Genomic DNA, 24,871 nt, shown 5'->3' on the forward strand with positions numbered 1-24,871 from the left:
CGGATTACCTCGCCGCCGGCACGGGTAACCCCGGAGGCGAAGGAGGAGCCATGCGCGACGACCGCAAGCCGTACTCCGACGATGAGAAGGAGACGTTCGGCTACATCGACGACGAGGAAGAGTCCGAGGAGTCCCTCGAAGACGAGATTCTCGACGCGGAGGACTACCAGGGCGCCGACCGCTATGGCACGACCCCGGCCGAAGAGCAGCTGGGCGTGCCTCTCGACGAGGGCCTGGCCGAAGAGGAGCCGGACGAGCCGGCCGAGTCGGTGACGGACGAGTGGGAAGGCGGCCCGGACCCGCAGGCTGGGGAGCTCCACGACCAGGAGGCCGTCTGGGCCGAGGAGTCCCCTGCGGCAGGCACCGATCAGAGCGATATCCATATCACCGAGGACGATCGCGAGCGCGCCGAATCGCTCCGCGAGTCCTGGGAGGAGGGCCCGCCGCCGGACCCGACCGACGACGAGGCCCTGGACGAGGACCGCGATCAGGAACCCGGGCCCGACGACTGGCGCTGAGAACGAACCCGAAGGGTTTTCAAGGCCAGCGAAGACACGTGGATTCACGCCTATCTCGTGCTCTCGAACCTCACCGGAGTGCGGCGCGAGGAAGCCCGCCCGCTGGAGTGGAGGCACACCCACCTCAACCCGGTCAGTCATTGCCGACCTGGTCGGCCATGCCAAGACCAGCACGACCAGGACGGTCTACCGGCACCAGTCGAGGCCGGTCATCACGACGGGTGCCGACCTCATCGAGAAGGCGTTCGAGGACCGATGAAGGATGGGGCCGCGCCACTCGGCGCGGCCCTCAAACTACCCTTCTGACTACCCTGCATGATCCAACTAAGCAAAGTGGACTCATAGAAGACCCGGGAAAGCAAAGAACCCGCTGGTAAACCAGCGGGTCTTCTCTGCGGTCCCGACGGGATTTGAACCCGCGACCTCCGCCTTGACAGGGCGGCGAGCACTCCTGACTGCTCCACGGGACCTTGAGTTCGGATCGAAATCCCTCAAGGTCGTTAGACCTCTTAATTTATACCAAACGGCTCCGGGTGACCGGTATCGCGTCTGGCCGTACCCCCAACGGGATTCGAACCCGTGTTACCGCCTTGAAAGGGCGGCGTCCTAGGCCTCTAGACGATGGGGGCGCTCACCGAGTTTGACATGTGACACGTTGTGCCGCATCTCGTTTTCGCTGTGCTTACCACCGCGGAACTCCGCTTGGGCTCGACAAGCATACGTGACTGCGGAGGGCGCGTCCACGGCGGGGCTCCGGTGAGACCGCCGTCTCAGGTGGGCCTTGCTAGCGTTGGCGCATGGAGTTCGCCTATTTCGGTCCGCGCGGCACCTTCACCGAGGCCGCCCTCCGCCGACTGCCCGCCGCCAAGGGCGCCCGGACCACGCCGCTGTCCTCGATCGCCGAGGTCCTCGACGCGGTCCGGCGAGGCGACGTCGACGCCGGCTTCGTCCCGCTCGAGAACTCCCAGGAGGGCACCGTCACCGTCACCGTCGACGAACTCGTGGGCGGCGATCCACTGGTCATCGCCGGCGAGGTAGTCCTCCCGGTCACCTTCGTCCTCGCAACGAACAAGAGCATGGACGAGATCACCTCCGTCGCCTCGTACTCGCACGCCCTCGCCCAGGTGCGCCGCTTCCTTCGCCGCGAGCTCCCCGACGCCCAGATCGTCAACGCCCTGTCGACCGCCGACGCCGCCGAGCGCGTCGCGGCCGGTGACGTCGACGCCTGCGTCTGCGCTCCTTTCGCCGCCGAGGCCGCCGGACTTCCCGTGCTCGCCTACGACATCGGCGACTACCCCGACGCCGAGACCCGCTTCGTCCACGTGGTCAGGCCCTGCCCGCCGCCGGAGCCTTCCGGCAACGACATCACCTCCCTGGCCGTCTACATCGACCACGACCGGGTCGGAGCGCTCCTCGCGGTCCTCACCGAGTTCGCCATCCGCGGCATCAACCTCACCCGCATCGAGTCGCGCCCCACCGGTGAGGGACTCGGCCGCTACGCGTTCTTCCTCGATTGCACCGGCCACCTGGCCGATGCCCGCATGGGCGAGGCCCTCACGGGCCTGCGCCGCATCTGCGCCGACGTCCGCTACCTAGGCTCCTATCGCCGCGACCACTCGGACGCACCCGTGCCCCCGCCGCCGGGCCTGAGTGACGCCGACTTCGCCGACGCCGCCGCCTGGCTCAAGAGCCTCCGCGAGGGCGGGAAGCGGCGCTGACCGGCGCCGCGTGCGCGTCCCGCTTAGGGTGGGGGCATGGTCTCTCTGGTCGACGAACTGGTCTTGCTCGCCTACGACGACGTCTCCGGCCGCAACCGGGCCCACCACCTGGAGCTCGGTCTCGGGGGCGCGGTCGTGCTGGAGCTGACGATGGCCGAGCGCATCGACGTCGTGAACAAGAAGATCCAGGTCGTCGACGCGACCCCCGTCGGCGACAGGCTGCTCGACGAGGTCTTGCGGCGAGTCGCCGACGACCGCCCCCGCAAGCCGGCCGCGGTCGTCCAGCGCGCCGGGAAGGGTATGACGCAGCCCGTGCTCGACGACCTGGTCTCCCGCGGCGTACTGCAGTTCAAGCGCGACAAGCTCCTCGGTGTCTTCCCGTTCCACCGCTACCTGCCGGACGACCCTGCCGTGGAGGCCGACGCCCGCGCCCGCCTGGTCGCCGCTGTCGATGCCGAGGCCGCCTCGGACGCTCGCACCGCCGCGCTCGCCTCGTTGGTCTACGCGCTGAAGATGCACGCGATCGTGTTCCCGGCGCGCAGCCACCGTGAAGTGCGCAAGTCACTCAAGGCCATCGCCGACGGCTCGTGGGCCGGGGACGCGACTCGCAAGGCGGTGGAGGCCACGCAGTCCGCGGTCATGGCGGCGGTCATGGTGGCGGCGGCGAGCGCGGGTTCGGCCCAGAGCGGCTGACGCAGGCCTTGCCGCAGGTCGCGGTAGCCGTGGTTAGCTAGAGACATGCCTGAAACCTCTGCTTCGAATGCCGACCCGGACCTGCCCGATCCACCCAAGCCTCCGGCTCGGCCGGTCGAGGTCACCGATCCCGAACGAGTAAGGATCACCGATCCGGAGCGGATGAAGGCGCTGGCCCATCCGGCGCGGATCGCGGTGTTCGACTACCTCGCCGCCCGCCGCGTCCAGGGCTACGACGGAGCGACGGCGACGGAGATGGCCGAGGTGGCGGGCATGACGCCGAGCGCCATGAGTTACCACCTGCGAACGTTGGCGAAGGCCGGATTCATCGAGGAGGCCCCGAGCCGGGGCGACGCGCGCGAGCGCCTTTGGCGGCTCGCGCTCCACAGCTTCTCGATCCAGGCGGAGGAGGGCGCCCCCGAGGGTGACCGGGCGGCCGAACGAGCCATGGCGCACGCGTTCGCCGAGCAGGACGAACGCGGCTTCAGGCGCTGGATCGAGAGCAAGGGCGAGATGGACCCCGAGGTCAGGGACGCGTCGGGCATGTCGCAGGGGCGGCTGCGGCTCACTACCGCCGAGGCCAAGGAGTTCCAGACTCGGTTCCACAAGCTGCAGATGGAGTACGCGGAGTTGACCCGCAAGCGGGTGGAGGCGGATTCGGACGGCGACGACTCTATGGTTTTCACCTATCTCTTCCGTCTCTTCCCTTACACATAGCGACGAAGATTCTCGAAAAAATCTGAAAAATCTCTTTCATACTTAGATATGAAAGAGTATTTTCGAAGTATGTCTTTCACATACTCTTTCGACGGCACCCGCTGGTCCGACATCCATGCCGCCGCCGTCTGCTCGTTCCTCACCGGCACGGCGATGTTCACCGCCGACTTCACCCTCGTGCTGCGCCTCCAGTCCACCGGCTACGGCGGCGTCGCGATAGCCGCCCTCATCACCTGCGCGATCCTGCCGCTCGTGCTGCTCTCCCCCGTCACCGGCCGCATGGCCGATCGCTTCGACAGCCGCGCGGTCATGGCCGGCGCCGGCGTCACTCAATGCGCGGCCATCGCCGCCATGTCGTTCGCGGACGGGCTCCCCGTGCTGCTCGCACTGGTCTTCGTCAACGCCTCGGCCAACGCGGCGCTCCGCCCGGCCCTCAGCGCCCTCGTCCCGACCATGGCCACCGAGGAGGACCTCCCGCGAGCAGTGGCGACGGTCCAGACCGGCATGCTCCTCGGCATGACCGCCGGCCCGGCCGGCGCCGGATTCATCATCGCCGCCGGCGGCACCGGCGCCGCGCTGACCTCCGCGGCGCTCTGCGCGTTGACTGCGGCCCTGCTCAGCTGCGACATCCGCACCCGCCGGGGTGGAATACGCCGGGGCGCGCACACCGCTCGGCTCGAAAACGGCGGACGGTCCTGGCTTCTGCGCCGCGACGTGATCCTGCTCGTCATGGTCATAGGGGCCGCTGCCGTGATCGGTGCCCTGTGCGCCGTCAACGTTCTCGAGGTCTTCCTGGTCCGCGAGGTCTACGGCGCCTCCGAGGGCGTCTACGGCCTCATCAACGCTTGCTGGACCGGCGGCATGGTGGTCGGGGCGTGGGTCGCCGCCGAGATCTTCAGGCGCGTCAACGATGGCGGTCAGATCGCGATGCTGCTCATGGGCTGCCTGGCCTGTACCGGCATCGTCGTGATCGCGTTGGGCCTGCCGCTGCCGACCGTGGCGCTCCTCATTCCGCTCTACCTCTTCGGTGGGATCCTCAATGCGGCCGAGAACTCCTGCATGCAGATCGCGGTGGCCCGCCGGGTGCCCGAGCGCTTCCGCGGCCGGGCCACCGCCCGCGTCAACGCCGTGGTCAACGCGTCCACGCTCATCGGCTTCGCGGCCGGGGGTGTGCTCGAGACGGTCCTGGAGGTGCGGACGTCGTTCGTGCTCGTCGGACTGATCTCGGTCGCCATCGTCATCGCGTGCCTGCCGTTGGTGCGCCGCGGTGTCCGTGCCGAGGAGGCCGACGTCAAGGACGGGGAGGAACCGGTACTGGTCGCGGCGTGAAGGCGCTAGTCGGGGTAGGTCCTGATCTCGGTGGCCTTGACCGCCGCCCACACCCTCTGCCCGGACCGCAGCCCCAGTTGCGCGGCGGCGGCCGGGGTGACGTCGGCGGCGGCGCGCAGCGGCCCGTCGAGTTGCACGCGCAGGTTGTCGCCGTGCCGGTGGACGCCGGTCACGGTCGCCTCCCAGACGTTGCGCGGGCTGCCGTCGGGCCGGCCCGCGTGCAGGGCGACCGCGCTCGGCTTGAACGCGGCGAAGGCGTCGCCGTCGAGCGGGTCGGCGACGGTCAGGACGGTGCCGCCGTCGAGGCGGACGTTCCTGCCTTCGGAACGACCGCGGTAGAGGTTGAGTCCCACGAGCCGGGCGACGTAGTCGCTGCGCGGCCTCGCGGTCACGGTCTCGGCGTCGCCCTCCTGCACGATCGCGCCGTCCTCGATGACGACGAGGCGGTCGGCCAAGACCAGGGCGTCGACCGGATCGTGTGTGACCAGGACGGACGCCCCGGCGTGCCGCGAGAGATGGTGGTGCAGCTCGGCCCGCGTGTCGAGCCGGGTGCGGGCGTCGAGCGCCGCGAGCGGCTCGTCGAGCAGCAGCAGGGTCGGCTCGACGGCGAGCGCCCGCGCGAGCGCCACTCGCTGGGCCTGGCCGCCCGACAGCTGCCGCGGTTTGCGACCGGCGAGTTCCTCCAGGCCGACCCGGGCGAGCCAGCGGGCGGCCCGCTCGCGGGCCGCGGTGCGGCCGACGCCCCGTCTGCGGGGCCCGAAGGCCACGTTGTCGAGCGCGCTCAGGTGCGGGAACAGCAGGTAGTCCTGGAAGACCACGCCGATGCCGCGCCGCTCCGGTGCCGTCCAGTGCCGCTGCGCGGGCCGGTCGAGGTCGCGTCCTTCAAGGGCGACATGGCCTTCGGAGAGCCCCTGGAGCCCGGCGAGGGCCCGCAGGGCGGTTGTCTTGCCCGCGCCGTTGGGCCCAAGCAGCGCCACGGTCTCCCCTGCTTCGACGTGGAGCGGCAGGTCGAGCCTGAAATCGCCGCGGTCGGCCACGAGGTGCGCGTCGAGGACCGGGGTCACGGCGTCGCCGTCCAGCGTTCGCGCAGGCACGCCAGGACGGTGACCGAGGCGGCGAGCAGGATGAGGCTGAGCACGATCGCGGCCTCCAGGTCGGTCTCAAGCGCGAGGTAGACGGCCAGGGGCATGGTCTGGGTGCGGCCTGGGAAGTTCCCGGCGAAGGTGATCGTGGCGCCGAACTCGCCGAGCGCGCGGGCCCAGCACAGGACGGCACCGGCGGCGATCCCGGGCGCCACCAGCGGAAGCGTGACGCGGGTGAAGACCGTCCAGCGTCCGGCGCCGAGCGTCGCGGCGGCCTCCTCGTAGCGGATGTCCGCGCCTCGCAGCGCCCCTTCGACGGAGACGACGAGGAACGGCATCGCCACGAACGTCATCGCGAGCACCACGCCGGCGGTGGAGAACGGCAGGGTGATGCCGAACGCCTCGTCGAGCCAGGCGCCGACGAGGCCGCCTCGGCCGAAGACGAGCAGCAGCGCCACGCCGCCGACCACGGGCGGCAGGACCAGCGGCACGGTGACCAGGGCCCGCACGAGGCTTCGGCCCCGGAATTCGACGCGGGCGAGCAGCCAGGCGATCGGAATGCCGAACAGCAGGCAGAGTCCGGTCGAGGCGGTGGCGGTGACCAGCGAGAGGCGCAGGGCGTCGAGGACTTCGGGCTCGGCCAGGCGCTGCGGCATGGTCGACCACGGGGCGCGGATGAGCAGCCCCGCCAGGGGGAGGGTCAGGAAGGCCAGCCCCAGCAGCGCCGGGATGAGCAGCGCCGCGGGGATTCGCTGGCGGCGGGCCGGTGCGCTGGTCTTGGCGGTCATGGCGGGTTCACGGGGCCTGGAATCCGTGGGCGGTGAGCACTTCGAGCGCTTCGTCGGTGCGGATGTAGTCGACGAAGGCTTCGGCGACGGCGGGATTCGGCGCGTCGTCGAGCGCCGCGATCGGGTAGTCGTTGATCGCGGAGTCGGACTCGGGGAACTCGACGCCGTGTACGGCGCCGCCGGCCGCCTCCGTGTCGGTGCGGTATACGAGGGCGGCGTCGACTTCGCCGAGTCCGAGCTTGGAGAGCGCGGCCTTGACGTCGGTCTCGTAGGTGACCGGAGTGAGCCGCACCCCGGCGGCGTCGAGCGCGGTGCGGGCGGCGGCCCCGCAGGGGACCTCCTCAGCGCAAAGAGCGACTTTGAGACCGGGGTCGGCCAGGTCGGCGAGGCCGGTGATGCCGTCGGGATCGCCTTCGGGGACGGCGATGACGAGTCGGTTTCGCGCGAACGTCTCGGGGTCGGCGGCGTATCCGGACCGGACGACGGAGTCCATATTGGCGGGGGCGGCGGAGGCGAACACGTCGGCCGGAGCGCCCTGGGCGATCTGGGAGGCGAGCGAAGCGCTGCCGGCGAAGCTGAAGACGACCTCGACGCCTGGGTTGGCGTCCTCGAAGTCCTCGCCGATCTGGGTGAACGCCTCGGTGAGGGAGGCGGCGGCGAAGACGGTCAGGTGGCCGGAGGCGTCGTCGTCTCCGGCGGAGCCGCAGGCGGTGAGGCCGAGCACCGCGGCGCAGGCGAGGGCGGCGGCTCTCACGGCTCGCTCCGTTCGACGACGACGGTGGTCGACTTGACCACGGCGACGGCCACCGACCCGACCTGGAGGTCGAGTTCGTCGACGGCCTCGCGGCTCATGAGCGAGACGACCCGGAACGGTCCCACCTGGATATCGACCTGGGCCATGACCGCGTCCTTGACGACGCTGGTGACGATGCCCCGCAGGCGGTTCCGTGCCGAGGAGCCCCCGGAGCCGGGCTCGGGCGCCGCCGCGCGCGAGCGCGCGAAGTCGGCCAGATCCACGCCGTCCACGACCCGGTGGCCGTGGTCGTCGCGGGAGGCCGCGAGCTTGCCGCCGTCGATCCAGCGACGGGCGGTGTCGGCGCTGACGCCGAGCAGCTCGGCGGTTTCACTGATTCGAAACTGCGTCACAAAATGCAGTCTACCGGTAGCATCTGCGAGGAGAAAGCCCGAGTTTCGCTGCACTTGCGAAGTGTATGTCTAGCCCCAACCCAGCTCGTGGAGCCGGTGCTCCTCGATGCCGAAGTGGTGGGCGATCTCGTGGACCACGGTCACCGCCACCTCCTCGATCACCTGTTCCACAGTAGAACACATACGCAATGTCGGGCCCCGATAGACGGTGATGGTGTCGGGCAGGACCCCGCCGTACTCCCAGCCCCGGTCGGTCAGCGCCGTCCCCTGGTAGAGCCCGAGCAGATCCCTGTCAGGCCCGTCAGGCTCCTCCTCGACCAGGATGACCACGTTGTCGAGCATCGCCATCAGCTCCTGCGGCACCTCGTCGAGGGCCGCCGAGACCGCCGCTTCGAAGTCCTTCTCGCTCATTTCAACCGCCACACGCCCACGATATGGCGTCGGCGGCCGGCCGGTCGGCCCCGGTGGGTCCACCGCTCGGGCTCCTCGCCGTGGCGCCCGCCATCGCTGCAGACCGCCCCACGTCCCCGATATGGCTTTGACGGCGCCGACGATCAGGCCGGTAACCTGGTGGGCGTGATTGATCTGCGTGCACTGCGAGACAACCCGGACGCCTTCCGCGACAGCCAGCGCAAGCGCGGCGACTCCCCTGACGCCGTCGACGCGCTCCTGTCCGCCGACGCCGAGCACCGCAGCGCCCTGCAGTCGTTCGAGACCCTCCGCGCCGAGCAGAAGGGCCTGGGCAAGCAGATCGCGAAGGCCGCCCCCGAGCAGAAGCGGGCGCTCCTGGAGCGCACCAAGACCCTCGCCGAGGAGGTCAAGGGCGCCGAGGCGCGCGTGACCTCGACCGCCGCCGCGTTCGAGGCTGCGGGCCGAGCCATCCCGAACCTGGTCGCGGACGAGGCCCCGGCCGGCGGCGAGGACGACTACATCGTGCTGCGCGAGGTCGGCGAGAAGACCGCTTCGGAGGACGTCCGCGACCACCTGGAGATCGGGACCGGCCTGGGGCTGCTCGACACCGAGCGCGGCGCGAAGACCTCGGGCGCGCGCTTCTACTACCTGACCGGCGACGGCGCGATGCTCCAACTGGCCATGCTCAACCTGGCCGTGCAGCAGGCGGCCGAGACCGGCTTCACGCCGATGATCCCGCCGGTGCTGGTGCGCCCGGAGGCCATGGAGGGCACCGGCTTCCTCGGCGAGCACGCCGAAGAGGTCTACTACCTCGAACGCGACGAGATGTACCTGGTCGGCACCTCGGAGGTGCCGCTCGCCTCGTACCACTCGGGCGAGAACCTCGGCGAGCTGTCGACGCCGAGACGCTACGCCGCCTGGTCGTCCTGCTTCCGCCGCGAGGCCGGCTCGTACGGCAAGGACACGCGCGGGATCATCCGCGTCCACCAGTTCGACAAGGTCGAGATGTTCGCGTTCTGCCGACCCGAGGACGCCGAGGCCGAGCACGAGCGGTTCCTCGCCTACGAGGAGCAGATGCTGCAGAAGATGGAGCTGCCCTACCGGGTCATCGACGTCGCCGCGGGCGACCTCGGCACCTCGGCGGCCCGCAAGTTCGACTGCGAGGCGTGGGTGCCCAGCCAGGGCCGCTACCGCGAGCTGACCTCGACGTCGAACTGCACGACGTTCCAGGCGAGGCGCTTGAACATCAAGTATCGCGACGAGTCGGGCCGCAACGCGGTCGCCGCGACCTTGAACGGCACGCTGGCCACGACGCGCTGGCTGGTGGCGATTCTGGAGAACCACCAGAGGCCCGACGGGTCGGTGGCGGTGCCGAAGGCGCTCCAACCGTTCGTGGGCAAGGACGTCATCGAAGCGAAGTGACCCGATCGTAGATCCTATAGGATATAGGATCCACGATCGGGCGGAACTCGCGTCCGTGGGTTATCGCTGTACGGCGTACCGCACTCGGCGATACGCCATGGCGTTGCCTCACTCTCCGAGTTCGTCCTCGCACCACGCCTTGAGGACCAGGGCGTGGTTCACTTCGGGGTCTTTTGCTGCGTACAGCAGCGTCACCGGCCCGGTGCGGGCCGCCTCGACGATCGGCTCGGCGTGCTCGGGGCGCGCATCGAGTTCGGAGCGGTACCTGCCGGCGAACTCCTTGAATCGCTCGGCGATGTGCCCGAACCAGATGCGCAGGTTCGGCGACGGCGCCGCGTCGGGCACCCAGGTGACCGCCTCCAGGTCCTCCTTGCTGACGCCTCGGGGCCACAGCCGGTCGACCAGGAACACCGTCCCGCTGCGCGCGGGATCGTCGCGGTACTCGTAGACGCGCTGAATCGTGATGTCGGCCATAAACGAACCGTAGGCCGCCGCCGCTCCCGATGGGTAATTTTGGTCTGATCTGCGTCGCCCTGAGTTAAGCCGCTCGGCCCCCTGCCGTTCATCGCGTCGGCGCTACGGTAGTTGAGTGTCAGACAACGCCCCGTCATCGATTCGAGAAGTTCCTCCCCAACTCGTCGCCGTCGACCTCGACGGCACGGTCGTCGATTACCACCACGGGCAGGCCACTGAGCCCTCGAAGGCCGTTATCGACGCGATCCGGTCCGTCCGCACGGCCGGCGTGCCGGTCGCGGTGGTCACCGGCCGGGCGATCTGGGGAGCGGTCCGCACCGCCGACGACCTGGGCCTCGACGACGGCTTCGCCTCCTCCTCGCACGGCGCCGGCGAATACGACCTGGCGCTCCGCGAGATCTCCCACCGGCAGACCGTCGACACGCGCACCGCCGTAGAGCGATTCGTCGCCGTCGACGACTCGGTCGAGTTCGCCGTCGAATGGGACCTCGAAGGGTGGTACCACACGAAGGGCTTCAAGCGGGACTTCCACGCTAAATGGGGCGGCACCATCACGATCGACGACCTGCTGGAGCGCCCCACCGGCCGCCTGGTCGCACGCGTCGCCTCGGATACCCCATACGGCGCGGGCATTCGCTGTCCGAACGCGATGCGCCTGGCTGAGAGCGCCGCCCTCGACACTGCCGACTACCACATGGAGGTCGGATTCAACGGTTGGATCGACGTCGGTCCGCCCGGAGTGAGTAAGGCCTCCGGACTTGCGCGTATCGCGGAGTACTACGGCGTATCATCGGCCGACACCGTCGTGTTCGGCGACGCCCACAACGATCTGACCATGTTCGAATGGGCCGGGTACGCGGTCGCGATGGGACAGGCCGCGCCCGAGGTGCGCGCCGCAGCAGACGAAGTCGCCCCCGCGGTCTGGGAGGACGGCGTCGCGCGAGTACTGCAGCGGTGGTTCTGACAACCGCGCCAAGCGATCTGGAGCGGCGGATCGAAGCTCGACAATCAAGGAGGACGCATGATCAACCTGTCGAAGGCTCCCCGGCTCGTCGCTACGGATCTTGACGGCACACTCGTCCGCTCGGACGAGTCCGTTTCGCCCAGAAGCATGGCCGCGCTCAAGCGCCTGGCCGCCTCGGGAGTCATCGTCGTCGGCGCCACGGGCCGCGGCCCGCGACTGCTCGACCTGTGCCGCAACGACGTCCCCGCCGCGGACTTCCTCGTCCTCGGCCAGGGCGCGTTCGTCTACGAGTGCCGTTACGACGACACCATCGTCGAGATGTCGAACCGGTCGGTCGACGGCGAGATCCTGCACGAGGCCCTGCGGCTCATCGAGAACGAGGTCGGTCCGCTGCGCGCCCTGGCCGAGCCGGCCCACCCGGAGCGCCTCATCGCCGGCGACGCCATGCCCGACTGGCCCTGGCCCGCCGTCACCCTCAAGGTCGCACCGCGCGAGGAGGCTTTCACCGGCCCGATGGTCAAGGGCTACTTCGTTTCGGACACGATGGACGGTCCCGAGCTGCTGCTCGCCGCCCAAGAGGTCGTCGACGTGGAGAAGGTCGCCGTCACAGAGTCCGGCGTCGGCATCCTCGAGGTCTGTCCCGTGGGCGTGAACAAGGCCGCCGGTCTCCAGGTCGTCCTCGACAAGTTCGACATCGACTGGTCCGACGTCCTCGTCTTCGGCGACGCCACGAACGACCTGCCGATGCTGCGCAGTGCCGGGCACGCCGTCGCGATGCCGAACGCCCACCCGTGGGTCAAGCACGTGGCCGACGAGCTCGCCCCGGCCCACAACGACGACGACGGCGTGGCCCAGTACCTCGAGTACCTGCTCGACCTGCTCTAAGCCGCAATGGCATCGCCGGCCGCCTCGACAGGGGGCGGCTCTCGCCGTCTCCGGGGCAGAGGTTCTGCGCATATCGCGTAGACCGTCGCCGCCGAAGCGGATGACCACGACCCCGACGCCGCGCCGCTGCTCCTCATCCGACCCGCGACCGAGCCGCGAACCGGGCCGCCGAAAGAGCGAGATTCGACGATAACCTGCTTAAACGCTAAGATGGAGCGTCCTCCGCCCAGCGGTGAAGTCGAAGTCCCGAGGATCCACCCGTGAGCCACCTGTTCCAGTTCCCCAACCCGGTCAACGAGGTCTCGGCGCGCCTGGTCGCCGCCGGTGTCGTGCTCATGAGCGTCATCGCGATCGTCTTCCGGCTCGAATGGCTCGTGGCGATCATCGCCCTCGGCTTCATCGCCCGCGTCGCCGCCGGACCGACGTTCAGCGTCCTCGGCCAGTTGGTGACCAAGATCATCACCCCCAGGCTGCCCGTGGCGGCCAAGCCGGTGCCCGGACCTCCCAAGCGGTTCGCCCAGGGCATCGGCGCGGTCTTCTCACTGGCCTCGACGGTCCTGCTGTTCGGCTTCGGCGCCGACCTGGCGGCCTGGATCGTGCTCGGCGCTCTGACGATCGCCGCCGCGCTGGAGGCCGCCTTCGCCTTCTGCCTGGGCTGCAAGATGTTCGCCCTGCTCACCAGGATGGGGCTGATCCCCGAGGCGGTCTGCGAGGCCTGCAACGACATCCGGTCGCGCGGGCCCGTACCCGAGTCGGTCTAGCCTCAGCGCACGTCCCAGACCGGCTCGTCCGTCTCGACGACCTCGCCGTCGTTCTGAAACACCAGGTAGCGGTCGAAGCCGCGAGCGAACCAGCGGTCGTGGGTCACCGCGACCACGGTCCCGTCGAACGATCGCAGGCCCGTCTCCAGGGCCTCGGCGCCGGCCAGGTCGAGGTTGTCGGTCGGCTCGTCGAGCAGGAGACACGTCGCCCCCGACAGCTCCAGCACCAGCACCATGAACCGCGCCTGCTGGCCGCCCGACAGCGTCTTGAAGTCCTGCTCGGACCGCGAGGTGAGCTCGTAGCGGTTGAGCGCGCTCATCGCCCGCTGCCGGTCCAGCGACGGGCGGTCTTCGTCGCCCTCCCAGAGGATCTCGCGGAGGGTGCGCCCGACGAACTCGGGATGCTCGTGCGTCTGCGAGAAGTGCCCCGGGTGGACGCGGGCACCGAGCCGGGCGGTGCCCTCGTGCGCCACCGGACCGAGTCCGCGCTTCGCGGCCAGGCCGCCGTCCGGCTCCGAACCGCCCTGAGCGAGCAGGCGCAGGAAGTGGCTCTTCCCGGTGCCGTTGGCACCCAAGACGGCGACGCGGTCGCCGTACCAGACCTCCAGGTCGAACGGGAACGTCAGGTCCTCCAGCTCCAACCGCTCGCAGATCACGGCGCGCTTGCCGGTGCGGCCCCCTTCGAGCTTGACCTTGATCTTCTGCTCGCGCGGGGGCGCGGGCGGCGGCCCGGCCTCCTCGAACTTCCGCAACCGCGTCTGCGCGGCGCGGTAACGCGAGGCCATATCCGAGTTGAACGCGGCCTTGTTCTTGTACATGAGCATGAGTTCGCGAAGCTTGTGGTGCTCCTCGTCCCAGCGGCGGCGCAGCTCCTCGAACCGCTCGTGGCGGGCGGCGCGCGCGTCGTGCCAGGTCGCGAAGCCGCCGCCGTGCGTCCACGTGGTGCCGGCCTCCAACGTCACGATCGATCCGGCGCTGTTGGCGAGCACCTCCCGGTCGTGGGAGACGAACAGGATCGACTTGTCCGACTCGCGGATCATCCGCTCCAGCTCGCGCTTCGCGGGCACGTCGAGGAAGTTGTCGGGCTCGTCGAGCACGAGCACCTCCTCGCGGCCGCGCAGCAGCAGCTCCAGGGCGAACCGTTTCTGCTCGCCGCCCGAGAGCGTCCGCAGCGGACGGTCCTTCGTCTCCTCCCAAGGGAGGCCGAGCACCGAGACTGAGACGGTGTCGCACAGGACGTCGAACTCGTAGCCGCCCGACTCGCCCCAGTCGGCGAGCGCCTGGGCGTACGCCAGCTGCGTCTTCTCCGAGGCGTCGGCGGCCATGCGCCGCTCGGTCTCGGCCGTGCGCTCGGCGACGGCCCTGAGCTCGGGCGGCGCGAGGGACACGGCGAGGCTCCGCAGCGGACGGACGCCCTCCCTCATGCCGACGAGCTGGCGCATGACACCGAGCCCGCCGCCGTGCGAGACGGTCCCCGAGTCGGGCGCCAGGGCGCCGGTGACGATATTGAGCAGCGTGGTCTTCCCCGCGCCGTTCGCGCCGATAAGGGCGACCTTCGCCCCCTCGCCGACCCGGAACGACACGTCCGAGAACAATGCCGTCCCGTCGGTGAGGCGGTAGCCGACGCCTGAGAGATCCACGAAACCCATGCGGCGATTGTCAGCGGGTGTGTGCTGGACGTCAAAGGCATTTGGGTTGACCGTGACCTCGTTGTGACGATTTATCCTGAGAACATGAGCAAAGTGACCGACAACGGGGAGCGTCGGAAAGGCTTCCTTCGCGACATGACCCCGAACGAATGGGTTGAACTGACCATCTTCGTGGCCGTAGGCGTGATCGCCCTGACGGCCGGAATCAACTGGCTCAGCGAAGTAGCCTGAGCCGCAATCGAATCCTGCAACGCCGGACTCGTCCCAGTCCGGCGAACGGTTGATCGCGCCCAAGGGGCGCATCGATCCCCTACCGAATGCAGGCGCAACGGCCGACGGCCGCCTTGTGCCCCTTCGGCCCCGCGTCGATCTCGATGAAGCCGCCGATCCTCGTCGTCGGCAGCCCGTGACGAAGACCTCAATCTCATCGACACCGCCGCCCGCGCGTTGGAGGCCGGGATCGCAGCGGCGACGCCTGGCCACAAGCTCGGAGACGACCTTTGTAGGTACCTACCCCGAACGGCGCCGCCAGGTCGAGTGCAGCATCCACCAGTGGGCGCCCAGACCCGTCGGGTCGGTCAGCCGACCCGCTGCGCTGGCGCGCGCCAGGTCCATCGCGTACCCGGTCGGGTCCCGGTATGCCTGCGCCAGCTGCGGACGCTCGATCGGCAGCCCCAGCGCCTTCAACGCCTCCCGCTGGCGCTGCGTCCGTTCGCACGGGATCGCGTCCACCGCCACATGCGCCGTGATGTCGCACGTCCCGTCCGGGACCGGCCGCACTTGCCGTCCGTTGAGGAACCCCGCCATCGAGCCTGCCGGAGGCCGGTTCGACCTCTCGTGGCCGTAGTCGATCGCCAGGGCCGTGCCCGCCGCCAGGCGGCCGGTCAGTTTCCGCCACATGGCCTCGCGCGACAGGCCGATCTCGGCCCGCTGCCCCGGCACGCTCAGCGGCCACCATTGCGCCAGCCACTTCGCGTCGGCGTCACCCACCGGCGCGCCCGGCCGGGTCGCGCCGGTCTCGTCGACCTCCTCGTAGCGCAGCTCGCCGGACGTGTCGACGACCGCAACGTCGCACGGAACGTTGTCGAGCAGCTCGCATGCGATCAGCAGACCCGTCACGACCTGCGGGATCTTCGTCTCCCACCGCACCCGGTCCGGCAGGTCCGATGGCCGCGGGCGCCGCTCGACGGCGACCAGCCGCACCCGGTCGTCCAGCATCGCCGCCAGGTGCCCCAGCAGTTCGCCGTTCCCCGCGCCCACGTCCACCACGTCGAACGTCGCCGGACGGCCCAGCGCCACATCGACCTGCTCGGCCAGCCGCGCGATCGCCTCGGCGAACACCGGAGCCTGCGCACTGGTCGAAAAATGGTAGTAAGGGACCTCCCGGCGGTAGAAACCGCCCGGCCCGTACAGCGCGCGCTCCATTGCGTCGCTCCAACGCGTGAACTGCGTCATCTCCAGACCCTAGCTGGCGTGAATCCTGCCACTCCGGGCCGCCCGGGCTGGCGTCGGCGATCGGGCGAAGCACAATTAACCCGTAAGCAACGACCGGTACCTCGAACAGGACTGGATCAGCATCATGGATCTCTCAGGCGCCAGGCAGGGCCCCGGCAACGCGGCCAGCCGCCTCGCGGTGGGCGTCGTGTCCGCCGGGCGGGTCGGCTCCATCGTCGGTGCCGCGCTCCAGCGAGCCGGGCACCGCGTCGTCGCCGCCTCGGCCGTCTCGGACGCCTCGAAGGCCCGCGCCTCCCGCCACTTCCCCGGCGCCGAGATCCTCCCGCCGCCCGACGTCGCCGCCTCGGCCGAGCTCCTCGTCATCGCCGTCCCCGACGACGCCATCGCGCCCCTGGCCGAGTCCCTGCCGATCAGGCCCGGACAGATCGTCGTCCACACATCCGGCGCCCACGGCACCGCCGCACTCGCCCCCGCCCACGGGGCCGGGGCGCTCACCATCGCCCTCGCCCCCGCCATGACCTTCACCGGCCGGCCCGAGGACCTCGACCGGCTCGACGGCGTCTCGTGGGCAGTCACCGGCGAGGCCGACGCGCGCTACGTCGGCGAGGCACTCGTGCTGGAGATGGGCGGCGAGCCCGAGCATGTCGACGAGGCCGACCGCGCCCGCTACCACGCCGCGCTCGTCTACGCCGCCAACCACCTCACCACATTGGTCAACGACGCCGTCGACCAGCTGCGCGACATCGGCGTCGCCGCCCCCGAGCGGCTCTTGTCCCCACTGGTCTCCGCGTCGCTCGACAATGCGCTGCGCCACGGCGACGCCGGCCTCACCGGCCCGGTCTCCCGCGGCGACGCCGGGACCGTCTCCCGCCACCTGGAGGCCCTGGCGGGCACCGGCATCGCCGACGCCTACCGCGCCTTGGCCCGGCGCACCGCCGAGCGCGCCCTCGATTCGGGGCGGCTGGGGCCCGGCGACGCCGAAGGACTGCTCGACGCCCTCGCCCACCCCAAGGAGGAGACCACCGAATGAGCCAGCTCGTTCATACCCGCGCCGACCTCGCCAGGGCCCGCGCCGCCTTGCCCGGCCGGGTCGCCGTCGTCACCACCATGGGGGCCCTCCACGACGGCCACCGCGCCAACTTCAAGCGTGCCAAGGAGGTCGCCGACTCGGTGATCGCCACCGTCTTCGTCAACCCGCTTCAGTTCGGGCCCGGCGAGGACCTCGACCGCTATCCGCGCACCCTCGAGGCCGACGTCGCGATCTGCGAGTCCGAAGGCGTCGACGTCGTCTTCGCGCCCGTCGAATCCGAGCTGTACCCGAACGGCCGCACCGGACTCTCCACCGTCCACGCAGGACCTGACGGCGAGATCCTCGAAGGGGCCTCGCGGCCCGGGTTCTTCACCGGCGTCCTCACCGTCGTCGCCAAGCTGTTCCACCTCACCCGGCCCGACGTCGCCTGCTTCGGCGAGAAGGACTTCCAGCAGCTCGCCCTGGTCCGCCGCATGGTCCGGGACCTGGACTTCGGCATCGAGATCGCCGCCGTCGAGACCGTACGCGAGGACGACGGGCTCGCCCTGTCGAGCCGGAACGTCTACCTCTCGGAGATCGAGCGGGCCGCCGCGCTCGCGATCCCGCACGCCGTCCGCGCGGCCCAGGACTCGCCCGACCCGCTCGCGGCGGCAGAGAAGGTGCTCGCCGCCGAGCCGGGCCTGGCCGTGGACTACGTGACGGTCCGCGCGGGCGACCTCGGCGAGGCCCCCGACTCGGGCCCAGCTCGACTCCTCATCGCCGCCAACGCCGGCGCCACCCGCCTGATCGACAACGCCCCCGTGCAGATCGGAGACCCCGATGCTTAGGAACATGTTCAAGTCCAAGATCCACCGCGCCACGATCACGCAGGCCGACCTCCATTACGTCGGCTCGGTGACCGTCGACGCAGACCTGCTCGACGCCGCCGACATCCTCGACGGCGAGCAGGTCGCGATCGTCGACATCACCAACGGCGCACGCCTGGAGACGTACACGATCGCCGGTGAGCGCGGCAGCGGCGTCATCGGCATCAACGGGGCCGCCGCGCACCTGGTGAACCCCGGCGACCTGGTGATCCTCATCTCTTACGCCCAGATGGAAGACGCCGAGGCGAAGGCGTTCACGCCTCGTGTGGTCCACGTGGACGAGCGCAATGCGATCATCGAGGTGAACGGCGACAAGGCCGCGCCCGCGCCGGGGACGGCGGGCAACGCGGTGGCATCCCCACTAGCCGAGCGGTAAGTTTCTTGAGCATGACCGAAGAAAAGAAGAACGAGGCCGCCGACGAGGGCAAGCAGGGCGACAAACCCGAACCCTCGGACGACCTCAAGACCACCCACCACACCCTCGGTGACCTCTCCTACACCGCCACCACGGGGCGGATCGTCCTGCGCGAGGAGGTCACGGAGGAAGAGAAGTACAACGGCCGCAAGCCCAAGGCCGAGGTCTCCGTCACCTACTACGTCCTCGACGGCGCCGACGTCACCTCCCGGCCGGTGACGTTCGCCTTCAACGGCGGCCCCGGATCGTCCTCGGTCTGGCTGCACATGGGCCTGCTCGGGCCCCGCCGCGTCGACTCCGGCGACGCCGGGAACCCCACCCCGCCGCCGTACGGGCTGCTCGACAACGAGGAGACGCTCCTGCGGCACTCCGACCTGGTCTTCATCGACCCGGTCTCGACCGGCTACTCGCGCGCCGTGGAGGGCGAGAAGGCGAAGGACTACCACGGCTTCACCGGCGACATCGAGTCCGTCGCCGAGATCATCCGGCTGTGGACGACACGGCACAACCGCTGGCTGTCGCCGAAGTTCATCATCGGCGAGTCCTACGGCGGCACCCGCGGCGCGGGCCTGGCCGACTACCTTCAGAACCGCTACGGCATGTTCCTCAACGGGGTCATGTTCATCGCACCGGCGTTCAACCTCGAGGCGCTGTACCTCGCCAAGCGCTCCGACGTGCCGGACCCGCTGTTTCTGCCGACGTACGCGGCCACCTCGCACTACCACGGCCTCCAGGAGGGCCGCGAACTCGACGAGCTCGTCGCAGAGGCCCGCGACTACACCGACGAGTACCGTTCGGTCCTCGCCAAGGGGCAGAACCTGGCACCCGAGGAGCGGGCGGCCGCGGTCGCGAAGATCGCCTCGCTCGCCGGCGTCAGCGAGGAGTACGTCGACCGCGCGAACCTGCGTCTGGAACACACCCGGTACTACGCCGAGCTGCTGCGGCACAAGAAGCTCGTGACCGGCCGCCTCGACACCCGCTTCACCGGGCCCGCCGACCACCACATCCACGAGCAGATGCCGTACGACCCGTTCATGCCGGCCATCGGCGGCCCCTACACGGCCGCCCTCCAGTACTACCTGCACGCCGAGCTCGAATACGAGAACGACGCCGTCTACGAGACCATTTCGAGAGTCATCGAGAACTGGTCGTTCAAGGAGTTCGAGGGCAAGGCGGTGGACGTCATCGACAAGCTCGGCAACGCCATGCGCGTCAACCAGGCGCTCCAGGTCCACGTCGCGATGGGCCGCTACGACGGCGGCGTCCCGATCGAGGCGATCGAGTACACGCTCGACCACTTGGAGATCCCGCTCGAAGCGCGCGAGCGGATCGAGACCAAGAGCTACCCGGCCGGGCACATGATGTACGTGCACGAGCCTTCGCGCGTCCAGCAGTCGGCCGACCTGGCCGACTTCGTAGGGAGAGCATCGAACCGGTGACACCGCAGACCGCGCCGCTGCCGCAGCTGCCGAGGCTTCCTCGGCGGCTGCGGGCCGAGGCCCCGTCCTGGACCGAGACCACCGACGTGTGCGTCATCGGCTCCGGCGTCGCGGGCCTGACCTGCGCCCTCAACCTCCGCCATGCCGGATTCCACGTCACAGTGGTCACGAAGGTCCACATCGACGACGGCTCGACGCGGTGGGCGCAGGGCGGCGTGGCCGCCGTGCTCGACCCGCTCGACTCGCCCGAGGCGCACGCCCGCGACACTCAGATCGCGGGCGTGGGCCTGTGCGACCCGGCCGCGGTCGAGGTGACCGTCACCGAAGGCCCCGATCGCATCGCCGACCTCATCCACGCCGGCACCGAGTTCGACCGGCACCCCGACGGTTCGCTCCAGCTCACCCGCGAGGGCGGTCACCGCGCGCGCCGCATCGTCCATGCGGGAGGCGATGCCACAGGCGCCGAGATTCAGCGCGCGCTTCACCAAGCAGTGCTGCGGGACCCGTGGATTCGCATCATCGAGAACGCCATGGTCCTCGACCTGCTGACCGACGCCTCCGGCCACGCGGCCGGGGTGAGTCTCCACGTCCTCGGCGAGGGCGTGGAGCACGGCGTCGGCGGTGTCGAGGCCCGCGCGGTGGTGCTCGCCACCGGCGGCATGGGACAGATCTTCCAGTCGACCACCAACCCTTCGGTGTCGATCGGCGACGGTGTGGCCTTGGCGCTGCGCGCCGGAGCCGACGTCACCGATCTCGAATTCGTGCAGTTCCACCCGACCGCGATGTACCTGAACGGCAACGAGGGGGACCGACAGCCCTTGGTCACCGAGGCGATACGCGGCGAAGGGGCTCACCTGCTCGACCACGGCGGGGAACGGTTCATGGTCGGGTTCCACGAGCTCGCCGAACTCGCGCCGCGCGACGTCGTCGCGAAGGCCGCCACCGCGCGGATGCGCGCCGAGGGCGAGTCGCACGTGTGGCTCGACGCCCGCCACCTGGGGCGCACCATGCTCGAAGAGCGCTTCCCTACTGTCACCGGCTCGTGCCGGTCGGTCGGCATCGACCCGGTCACCGACCTCATCCCCGTCGCTCCCGCCGCGCACTACGCCTCCGGCGGCGTCCGCACCGACCTGCGCGGCCGCACCACCGTCCCCGGCCTGTACGCCGCGGGGGAGGCCGCCTGCACCGGCCTGCACGGCGCCAACCGGCTCGCCTCGAACTCGCTGCTCGAAGCGCTCGTGTTCACCCACCGCATCGCCGCCGACCTGGCCGAGAACAAGCCGAGCCCCGGGATCGCCGAGGCGCCCGAGTCCGAAGGCCGGGTGTGCTCGACGACCTCCCGCACCCCCCTCCAGGAGGCGATGACCGCCGGCGCCGGCGTGCTGCGCTCGGCCGACAGCCTCGAAGCCACCGCCGAGGCGCTCACCGCCTTGGGGGACAATGTGTCCGGACGACCCCGCCCGGCCACCTGGGAGGCCACGAACCTCCTGACCGTCGCCACCGCCTTGACCGCCGCGGCCCATCGCCGCCGCGAGACCCGGGGCAGCCACTGGCGCGAGGACTTCCCCGAGGCGTCCGACGAATGGCTCGGCCACCTCCACCTTTCCATCAGCCCCGACGGGGAGCTCGACACCACCTGGGAGTCCGCATGAGCGAGGACTGGAACGCCGCCGCGAGGCTCGTGGCCGGCGGCCTCGACCCGCAATACGTGTTCGCCGCCGTCGAGGACTACCTCGACGAGGACCTCTCGTCCGATCGGCGCGACGTGACCTCCGAGTCGATCTTCGGGCCCGAGCACGGCTCCGTCGTCGTCATCGCCGCCCGCGCGGACGGCGTCTTGGCCGGGCTCCCGGTGGCCCACACCGTCTTCGAGGCCATGCCCGGCGACATCGAGTTCACCTACCTCGCCGGGGAGGGCGCGCGCATCCGCGAAGGCCAGGTGCTCGCGCGCGTCGCCGGGAAGACCCGCGACCTGCTCGCCGCCGAGCGCACCGCGCTCAACCTCCTGTGCCGCCTTTGCGGCATCGCCACGCACACGCGGCGCTTCGCCGACCTGCTCGCCGACTGGAACACGGCCGTCCTCGACACCCGCAAGACCACGCCGGGCCTGCGGGCCCTGGAGAAGTACGCGGTGCGCGTCGGCGGCGGCGAGAACAAGCGGTTCGGGCTCTACGACGTCGCCATGATCAAGGACAACCACAAGGAGGCGGCCGGGTCGGTCTCCGCCGCGTTCCACGCGGTCCGATCGGCCGAACCCGAGGTCGACATACAGGTCGAGGTCGAGACGATCGACGAGGCCATGGAGGCCGTCGCCGCTGGTGCGACGTTCCTGCTGTGCGACAACATGAGCCCGAAGGAACTGTCCGAAGTGGTCGACGCTGTCGGCGACCGCGCCCAACTGGAGGCGACCGGGAACATCACCTTGGCCAACGCCGTCGAATACGCCGCCACCGGAGTCGACTTCGTCTCCGTGGGCGCCCTGACGCACTCATCGCCCATTCTGGACATCGGGCTGGACTTCGAGGAGTAGCACGTGCTTCTGTGCGTCGACATCGGCAACACCAACACCGTCCTCGCCGTCTTCGAAGGCGAGCACCTGAAGCACTCATGGCGCATCAGGACCGACCCGCACGCCACCGCCGACGAACTGCGGATCACGTTCCGGGCGCTGCTCGACGGCGACGGCGTCGACCTGACCGGGATCGCCCTGTCCTCCACCGTGCCCCAGCAGGCAGCGGAGATCGGGAAGATGGCGCAGCGGTACTACCCGCACGCGCACTTCGTGGCCATCGCACCGGGAGTGCGCACCGGGGTGCGGCTGAGCATCGACAACCCGAAGGAGGCCGGTCCGGACCGCATCGCGAACACGCATGCGGCCTTCCACCTCTACGGCGGGCCGTGCATCACCGTCGACTTCGGGACGTCGACGAACATCGACGTGATCTCCGAACACGGCGACTTCCTCGGCGGGGCCTTCGCGCCGGGCATCGAGATCTCGATCGACGCGCTCGCCTCGCGCGCCGCGAACCTGCTGAAGATCCCACTGGTCAAGCCGCGCAGTGTGATCGGTAAGAACACGGTGGAGTGCCTCCAGTCGGGCATGGTGTACGGCACGGCGGCGCAGGTCGACGGCCTCGTCCGCCGCATCACCGCCGAGCTCGACGCCGACCCCACAGCCGTCGTCGCCACCGGTGGCCTCGCCCCGGTGGTCATCGAGCAGTGCGAGACGGTGACGCACTACGAGCCGAACCTGACCCTCCACGGCCTGAGGATGATCTTCGACCGCAACGCCTGAGCGAGCAAGGCCCCCGCCGACTCGATCAGGCGGCCGGTCCGGCCACCGGCCCCTCGGCGATGTGCACGCTCCGCGCGCCGCCCCGCATCCGGATGCGCCGTGCCAGCGCCACCGCGTGCTTGACGTCGGAGGCGAGGAACAGCACCGTCGGGCCCGAACCGGAGACGTGCGCGGCGAGCGCACCTTCCTCCAGGCCCCCGTGCATGAGCGACGCCAGCTGCGGGCGCAGGCTGACGGCCGCGGCCTCCATGTCGTTGACCAGCAGGTGCGCCAACTTGTCGGCGCCGACACCTGACTCGAACGCCCTCACGATCGCATCCACATCGGATGAGAACCGTCCGATGCCGTCCTCGCGAAGCCGGTCGACCTCCTTGAAGCACTCGGGGGTCGAGATCTGCGTGTCCGTGGTGGCGACGACCCAGTGCCAGGGGCCCTTCGCCGCGACGCGCGTCAACTCCTCACCCCGCCCGGAGCCGACCGCCGTGCCGCCCTTGAGGCAGAACGGGACGTCCGAGCCGAGCCCGGCGGCGAGCCGGTGCAGCTCGGCATCGCCGATCTCGACCTCCCACAGGCGTGCGCACGCCACGAGCGTCCCCGCGGCGTCGGCCGAGCCGCCCGCCAGTCCGCCCGCGATCGGGATGCGCTTGTTCAGGTGGATGCGGACGTCTGGTTCCACACCTCCATATATCGCGACGAGCTTGGCGGCCTTGACGGCCAGGTTGTCCTCGCCGGTGGGCAGGACGCCAGCGCCCTCGCCGGAGATCGTCAGCTTGACGCCGGACTCGTCGCCGCGTTCTGCGGTGACCGTGTCGTACAGCGATATCGCCTGGTAGACCGTCGAGAGCGCGTGAAAGCCGTCGGCGCGGGCATCTCCCACGCCCAGGTGCGGGTTGATCTTGGCGGGCACGTCGACCGAGACGGACGTGCTGCGTGCGGCGGGCGCGGTCTGTCCACTGCCGGACTCATTCATGGGCGGCCTCCTTGGCGTCGGCGAGAGCGATGAACTCTGCGATGTCCAACGATTCACCACGCCTGGTGGGTTCGATCCCCGCGCGCTTCATGATCTCCTCGGCCGCGGCGACCGAGCCGGCCCAGCCCTTGAGGGCCTGCCGGAGCATCTTGCGGCGCTGGCCGAACGCGGCGTCCACGGCGGCAAAGACTTGAGTGCGGTTCGCCTCCGGGGACTCGACGCGCTCGAAGGCGACCAGGCCGCTGGCGACGTTGGGCACGGGCCAGAACACGTTGGGTGAGACCGAGCCGGCGCGTCTGGCCTTGGTGTACCAGGCCATCTTGACGCTGGGGGCGCCGTAGATCTTGGACCCCGGTGAGGCGGTGAGCCGGTCGGCGACCTCCTTCTGGACCATCACCAGGCCCTTCCGGAGCGTCGGGAAGGTCTCCAGGGAGTTGAGCACGACCGGGACGGCGACGTTGTAGGGCAGGTTCGCGACGAGCGCGGTGGGCGGCTCGGGCAGGTCGTCGGCCTTCAGGCGGGCGGCGTCGGTCTCGACGACCGTGAGGCGCCCGTGCTCCTCCGGGGCGCGGTGCTCGACCGTCGTGGGCAGGGCGAGGGCGAGCTTCGGGTCGATCTCGACGGCGATGACGCGGCGGGCGGTCTCGATGAGCGCGAGCGTGAGCGAACCCAGCCCGGGGCCGACCTCCATCACCACGTCGTCGGCGTCGAGCCCGGCCGTCGCGGCGATGCGGCGCACGGTGTTGGCGTCGACGACGAAGTTCTGGCCCCACTTCTTCGTGGGCTGGATGCCCAGGCCTTTCGTGAGCGTCCGGATGTCGCCCGAGGTCAGCAGTCGGGCCAT

27 protein-coding genes and 2 tRNA genes are annotated in these 24,871 nt (G+C 70.0%); 17 read left to right on the forward strand and 12 right to left on the reverse strand.

Annotated elements, in window-relative coordinates:
- Window positions 1-50: 50 nt before the first annotated feature.
- A complete protein-coding gene (locus tag L0U85_RS00090; RefSeq protein WP_241375575.1) occupies window positions 51-518 on the forward strand; it encodes a hypothetical protein in 468 nt (155 codons plus the stop codon).
- Window positions 519-913: 395 nt separating this feature from the next.
- Here the strand turns inward: L0U85_RS00090 and L0U85_RS00095 are convergent.
- Window positions 914-988: transfer RNA gene (locus L0U85_RS00095), tRNA-Asp, on the reverse strand.
- Between the two features lie 86 nt (window positions 989-1,074).
- A tRNA-Glu gene (locus tag L0U85_RS00100) sits at window positions 1,075-1,147 on the reverse strand.
- Window positions 1,148-1,315: 168 nt separating this feature from the next.
- Here L0U85_RS00100 and pheA point away from each other — a divergent pair.
- The 4 genes from pheA to L0U85_RS00120 all read left to right on the forward strand — a co-directional run bounded on the left by pheA (window position 1,316) and on the right by L0U85_RS00120 (window position 4,975).
- Window positions 1,316-2,236 carry a prephenate dehydratase gene (gene pheA, locus L0U85_RS00105; protein ID WP_241375576.1) on the forward strand — a complete coding sequence of 307 codons (921 nt, stop codon included), beginning with the start codon at window positions 1,316-1,318 and terminating at the stop codon, window positions 2,234-2,236.
- Between the two features lie 36 nt (window positions 2,237-2,272).
- On the forward strand, window positions 2,273-2,929 hold the full coding sequence (locus L0U85_RS00110; RefSeq protein WP_241375577.1) for a GPP34 family phosphoprotein: 657 nt from the start codon (window positions 2,273-2,275) through the stop codon (window positions 2,927-2,929).
- Between the two features lie 45 nt (window positions 2,930-2,974).
- Complete coding sequence (locus L0U85_RS00115; RefSeq protein WP_241375578.1) at window positions 2,975-3,646, forward strand: metalloregulator ArsR/SmtB family transcription factor; 672 nt, start codon at window positions 2,975-2,977, stop codon at window positions 3,644-3,646.
- A gap of 69 nt (window positions 3,647-3,715) precedes the next feature.
- The gene (locus L0U85_RS00120) at window positions 3,716-4,975 is read left to right on the forward strand and encodes an MFS transporter (RefSeq protein ID WP_241375579.1); all 1,260 of its coding nucleotides are present in this window, start codon (window positions 3,716-3,718) and stop codon (window positions 4,973-4,975) included.
- A 5-nt stretch (window positions 4,976-4,980) separates the two neighbouring features.
- Here the strand turns inward: L0U85_RS00120 and L0U85_RS00125 are convergent, their stop codons facing one another.
- The 5 genes from L0U85_RS00125 to L0U85_RS00145 form a co-directional block, all read right to left on the reverse strand.
- Window positions 4,981-6,054 carry an ABC transporter ATP-binding protein gene (locus tag L0U85_RS00125; protein WP_347177318.1) on the reverse strand — a complete coding sequence of 358 codons (1,074 nt, stop codon included), beginning with the start codon at window positions 6,052-6,054 and terminating at the stop codon, window positions 4,981-4,983.
- Window positions 6,036-6,845, reverse strand: coding sequence for an ABC transporter permease (locus tag L0U85_RS00130; protein WP_241375581.1), 810 nt, complete (start codon window positions 6,843-6,845; stop codon window positions 6,036-6,038). The genes L0U85_RS00125 and L0U85_RS00130 overlap by 19 nt, the downstream gene beginning before the upstream one ends.
- Window positions 6,846-6,852: 7 nt before the next feature.
- Window positions 6,853-7,569: a molybdate ABC transporter substrate-binding protein gene (modA, locus tag L0U85_RS00135; RefSeq protein WP_347177319.1), complete on the reverse strand. Its 717-nt coding sequence runs from the start codon at window positions 7,567-7,569 to the stop codon at window positions 6,853-6,855.
- Window positions 7,570-7,595: 26 nt separating this feature from the next.
- Window positions 7,596-7,991, reverse strand: a complete 396-nt coding sequence (locus L0U85_RS00140; protein ID WP_241375583.1) for a TOBE domain-containing protein — start codon at window positions 7,989-7,991, stop codon at window positions 7,596-7,598.
- A gap of 69 nt (window positions 7,992-8,060) precedes the next feature.
- The gene (locus L0U85_RS00145; RefSeq protein WP_241375584.1) at window positions 8,061-8,402 is read right to left on the reverse strand and encodes a metallopeptidase family protein; all 342 of its coding nucleotides are present in this window, start codon (window positions 8,400-8,402) and stop codon (window positions 8,061-8,063) included.
- Window positions 8,403-8,567: 165 nt separating this feature from the next.
- Between L0U85_RS00145 and serS the strand changes: the two genes are divergently transcribed.
- Window positions 8,568-9,824, forward strand: coding sequence for a serine--tRNA ligase (serS, locus tag L0U85_RS00150; RefSeq protein ID WP_241375585.1), 1,257 nt, complete (start codon window positions 8,568-8,570; stop codon window positions 9,822-9,824).
- A 108-nt stretch (window positions 9,825-9,932) separates the two neighbouring features.
- On the opposite strand, the gene L0U85_RS00155 is transcribed toward serS, so the two are convergent.
- Window positions 9,933-10,298: a DUF488 family protein gene (locus tag L0U85_RS00155; protein WP_241375586.1), complete on the reverse strand. Its 366-nt coding sequence runs from the start codon at window positions 10,296-10,298 to the stop codon at window positions 9,933-9,935.
- Between the two features lie 115 nt (window positions 10,299-10,413).
- Between L0U85_RS00155 and L0U85_RS00160 the strand changes: the two genes are divergently transcribed.
- The 3 genes from L0U85_RS00160 to L0U85_RS00170 all read left to right on the forward strand — a co-directional run bounded on the left by L0U85_RS00160 (window position 10,414) and on the right by L0U85_RS00170 (window position 12,908).
- Window positions 10,414-11,262: an HAD family hydrolase gene (locus tag L0U85_RS00160; protein WP_241375587.1), complete on the forward strand. Its 849-nt coding sequence runs from the start codon at window positions 10,414-10,416 to the stop codon at window positions 11,260-11,262.
- A gap of 57 nt (window positions 11,263-11,319) precedes the next feature.
- Entirely contained in the window at window positions 11,320-12,147 is an 828-nt protein-coding gene (locus L0U85_RS00165; RefSeq protein WP_241375588.1) for an HAD-IIB family hydrolase, read from the forward strand.
- A gap of 260 nt (window positions 12,148-12,407) precedes the next feature.
- A complete protein-coding gene (locus L0U85_RS00170) occupies window positions 12,408-12,908 on the forward strand; it encodes a DUF4395 domain-containing protein (RefSeq protein ID WP_241375589.1) in 501 nt (166 codons plus the stop codon).
- Between the two features lie 2 nt (window positions 12,909-12,910).
- Here the strand turns inward: L0U85_RS00170 and L0U85_RS00175 are convergent, their stop codons facing one another.
- Window positions 12,911-14,557 carry an ATP-binding cassette domain-containing protein gene (locus tag L0U85_RS00175; RefSeq protein ID WP_241375590.1) on the reverse strand — a complete coding sequence of 549 codons (1,647 nt, stop codon included), beginning with the start codon at window positions 14,555-14,557 and terminating at the stop codon, window positions 12,911-12,913.
- A gap of 84 nt (window positions 14,558-14,641) precedes the next feature.
- Here L0U85_RS00175 and L0U85_RS00180 point away from each other — a divergent pair, with 84 nt between their 5' ends.
- Window positions 14,642-14,788: a hypothetical protein gene (locus tag L0U85_RS00180; protein WP_241375591.1), complete on the forward strand. Its 147-nt coding sequence runs from the start codon at window positions 14,642-14,644 to the stop codon at window positions 14,786-14,788.
- A 279-nt stretch (window positions 14,789-15,067) separates the two neighbouring features.
- Here the strand turns inward: L0U85_RS00180 and L0U85_RS00185 are convergent, their stop codons facing one another.
- The gene (locus tag L0U85_RS00185) at window positions 15,068-16,012 is read right to left on the reverse strand and encodes an SAM-dependent methyltransferase (protein WP_241375592.1); all 945 of its coding nucleotides are present in this window, start codon (window positions 16,010-16,012) and stop codon (window positions 15,068-15,070) included.
- A gap of 124 nt (window positions 16,013-16,136) precedes the next feature.
- Here L0U85_RS00185 and L0U85_RS00190 point away from each other — a divergent pair, with 124 nt between their 5' ends.
- From L0U85_RS00190 to L0U85_RS00220, 7 genes are read left to right on the forward strand one after another with little or no spacing between them, the layout of a single operon-like run.
- Window positions 16,137-17,042 (forward strand): DUF2520 domain-containing protein, encoded by a 906-nt coding sequence (locus L0U85_RS00190; protein WP_241375593.1) that lies wholly within the window; start codon window positions 16,137-16,139, stop codon window positions 17,040-17,042.
- A complete protein-coding gene (panC, locus tag L0U85_RS00195) occupies window positions 17,039-17,869 on the forward strand; it encodes a pantoate--beta-alanine ligase (protein WP_241375594.1) in 831 nt (276 codons plus the stop codon). Before L0U85_RS00190 ends, panC begins: the two co-directional genes overlap by 4 nt.
- Window positions 17,862-18,284: an aspartate 1-decarboxylase gene (panD, locus tag L0U85_RS00200; protein WP_241375595.1), complete on the forward strand. Its 423-nt coding sequence runs from the start codon at window positions 17,862-17,864 to the stop codon at window positions 18,282-18,284. Before panC ends, panD begins: the two co-directional genes overlap by 8 nt.
- Window positions 18,285-18,295: 11 nt before the next feature.
- Window positions 18,296-19,762 carry a peptidase S10 gene (locus L0U85_RS00205; protein ID WP_241375596.1) on the forward strand — a complete coding sequence of 489 codons (1,467 nt, stop codon included), beginning with the start codon at window positions 18,296-18,298 and terminating at the stop codon, window positions 19,760-19,762.
- On the forward strand, window positions 19,759-21,414 hold the full coding sequence (locus tag L0U85_RS00210) for an L-aspartate oxidase (protein WP_241375597.1): 1,656 nt from the start codon (window positions 19,759-19,761) through the stop codon (window positions 21,412-21,414). Before L0U85_RS00205 ends, L0U85_RS00210 begins: the two co-directional genes overlap by 4 nt.
- On the forward strand, window positions 21,411-22,292 hold the full coding sequence (nadC, locus tag L0U85_RS00215) for a carboxylating nicotinate-nucleotide diphosphorylase (RefSeq protein ID WP_241375598.1): 882 nt from the start codon (window positions 21,411-21,413) through the stop codon (window positions 22,290-22,292). Before L0U85_RS00210 ends, nadC begins: the two co-directional genes overlap by 4 nt.
- 3 nt (window positions 22,293-22,295) lie before the next feature.
- A complete protein-coding gene (locus tag L0U85_RS00220; RefSeq protein WP_241375599.1) occupies window positions 22,296-23,057 on the forward strand; it encodes a type III pantothenate kinase in 762 nt (253 codons plus the stop codon).
- A gap of 25 nt (window positions 23,058-23,082) precedes the next feature.
- Here the strand turns inward: L0U85_RS00220 and L0U85_RS00225 are convergent, their stop codons facing one another.
- Complete coding sequence (locus L0U85_RS00225; RefSeq protein ID WP_241375600.1) at window positions 23,083-24,027, reverse strand: 4-(cytidine 5'-diphospho)-2-C-methyl-D-erythritol kinase; 945 nt, start codon at window positions 24,025-24,027, stop codon at window positions 23,083-23,085.
- The gene (gene rsmA / locus L0U85_RS00230; protein WP_241375601.1) at window positions 24,020-24,871 is read right to left on the reverse strand and encodes a 16S rRNA (adenine(1518)-N(6)/adenine(1519)-N(6))-dimethyltransferase RsmA; all 852 of its coding nucleotides are present in this window, start codon (window positions 24,869-24,871) and stop codon (window positions 24,020-24,022) included. Before rsmA ends, L0U85_RS00225 begins: the two co-directional genes overlap by 8 nt.

It is taken from the genome of Glycomyces sp. L485, assembly GCF_022548875.1.
Taxonomy (GTDB): Bacteria; Actinomycetota; Actinomycetes; order Mycobacteriales; family Micromonosporaceae; genus Glycomyces.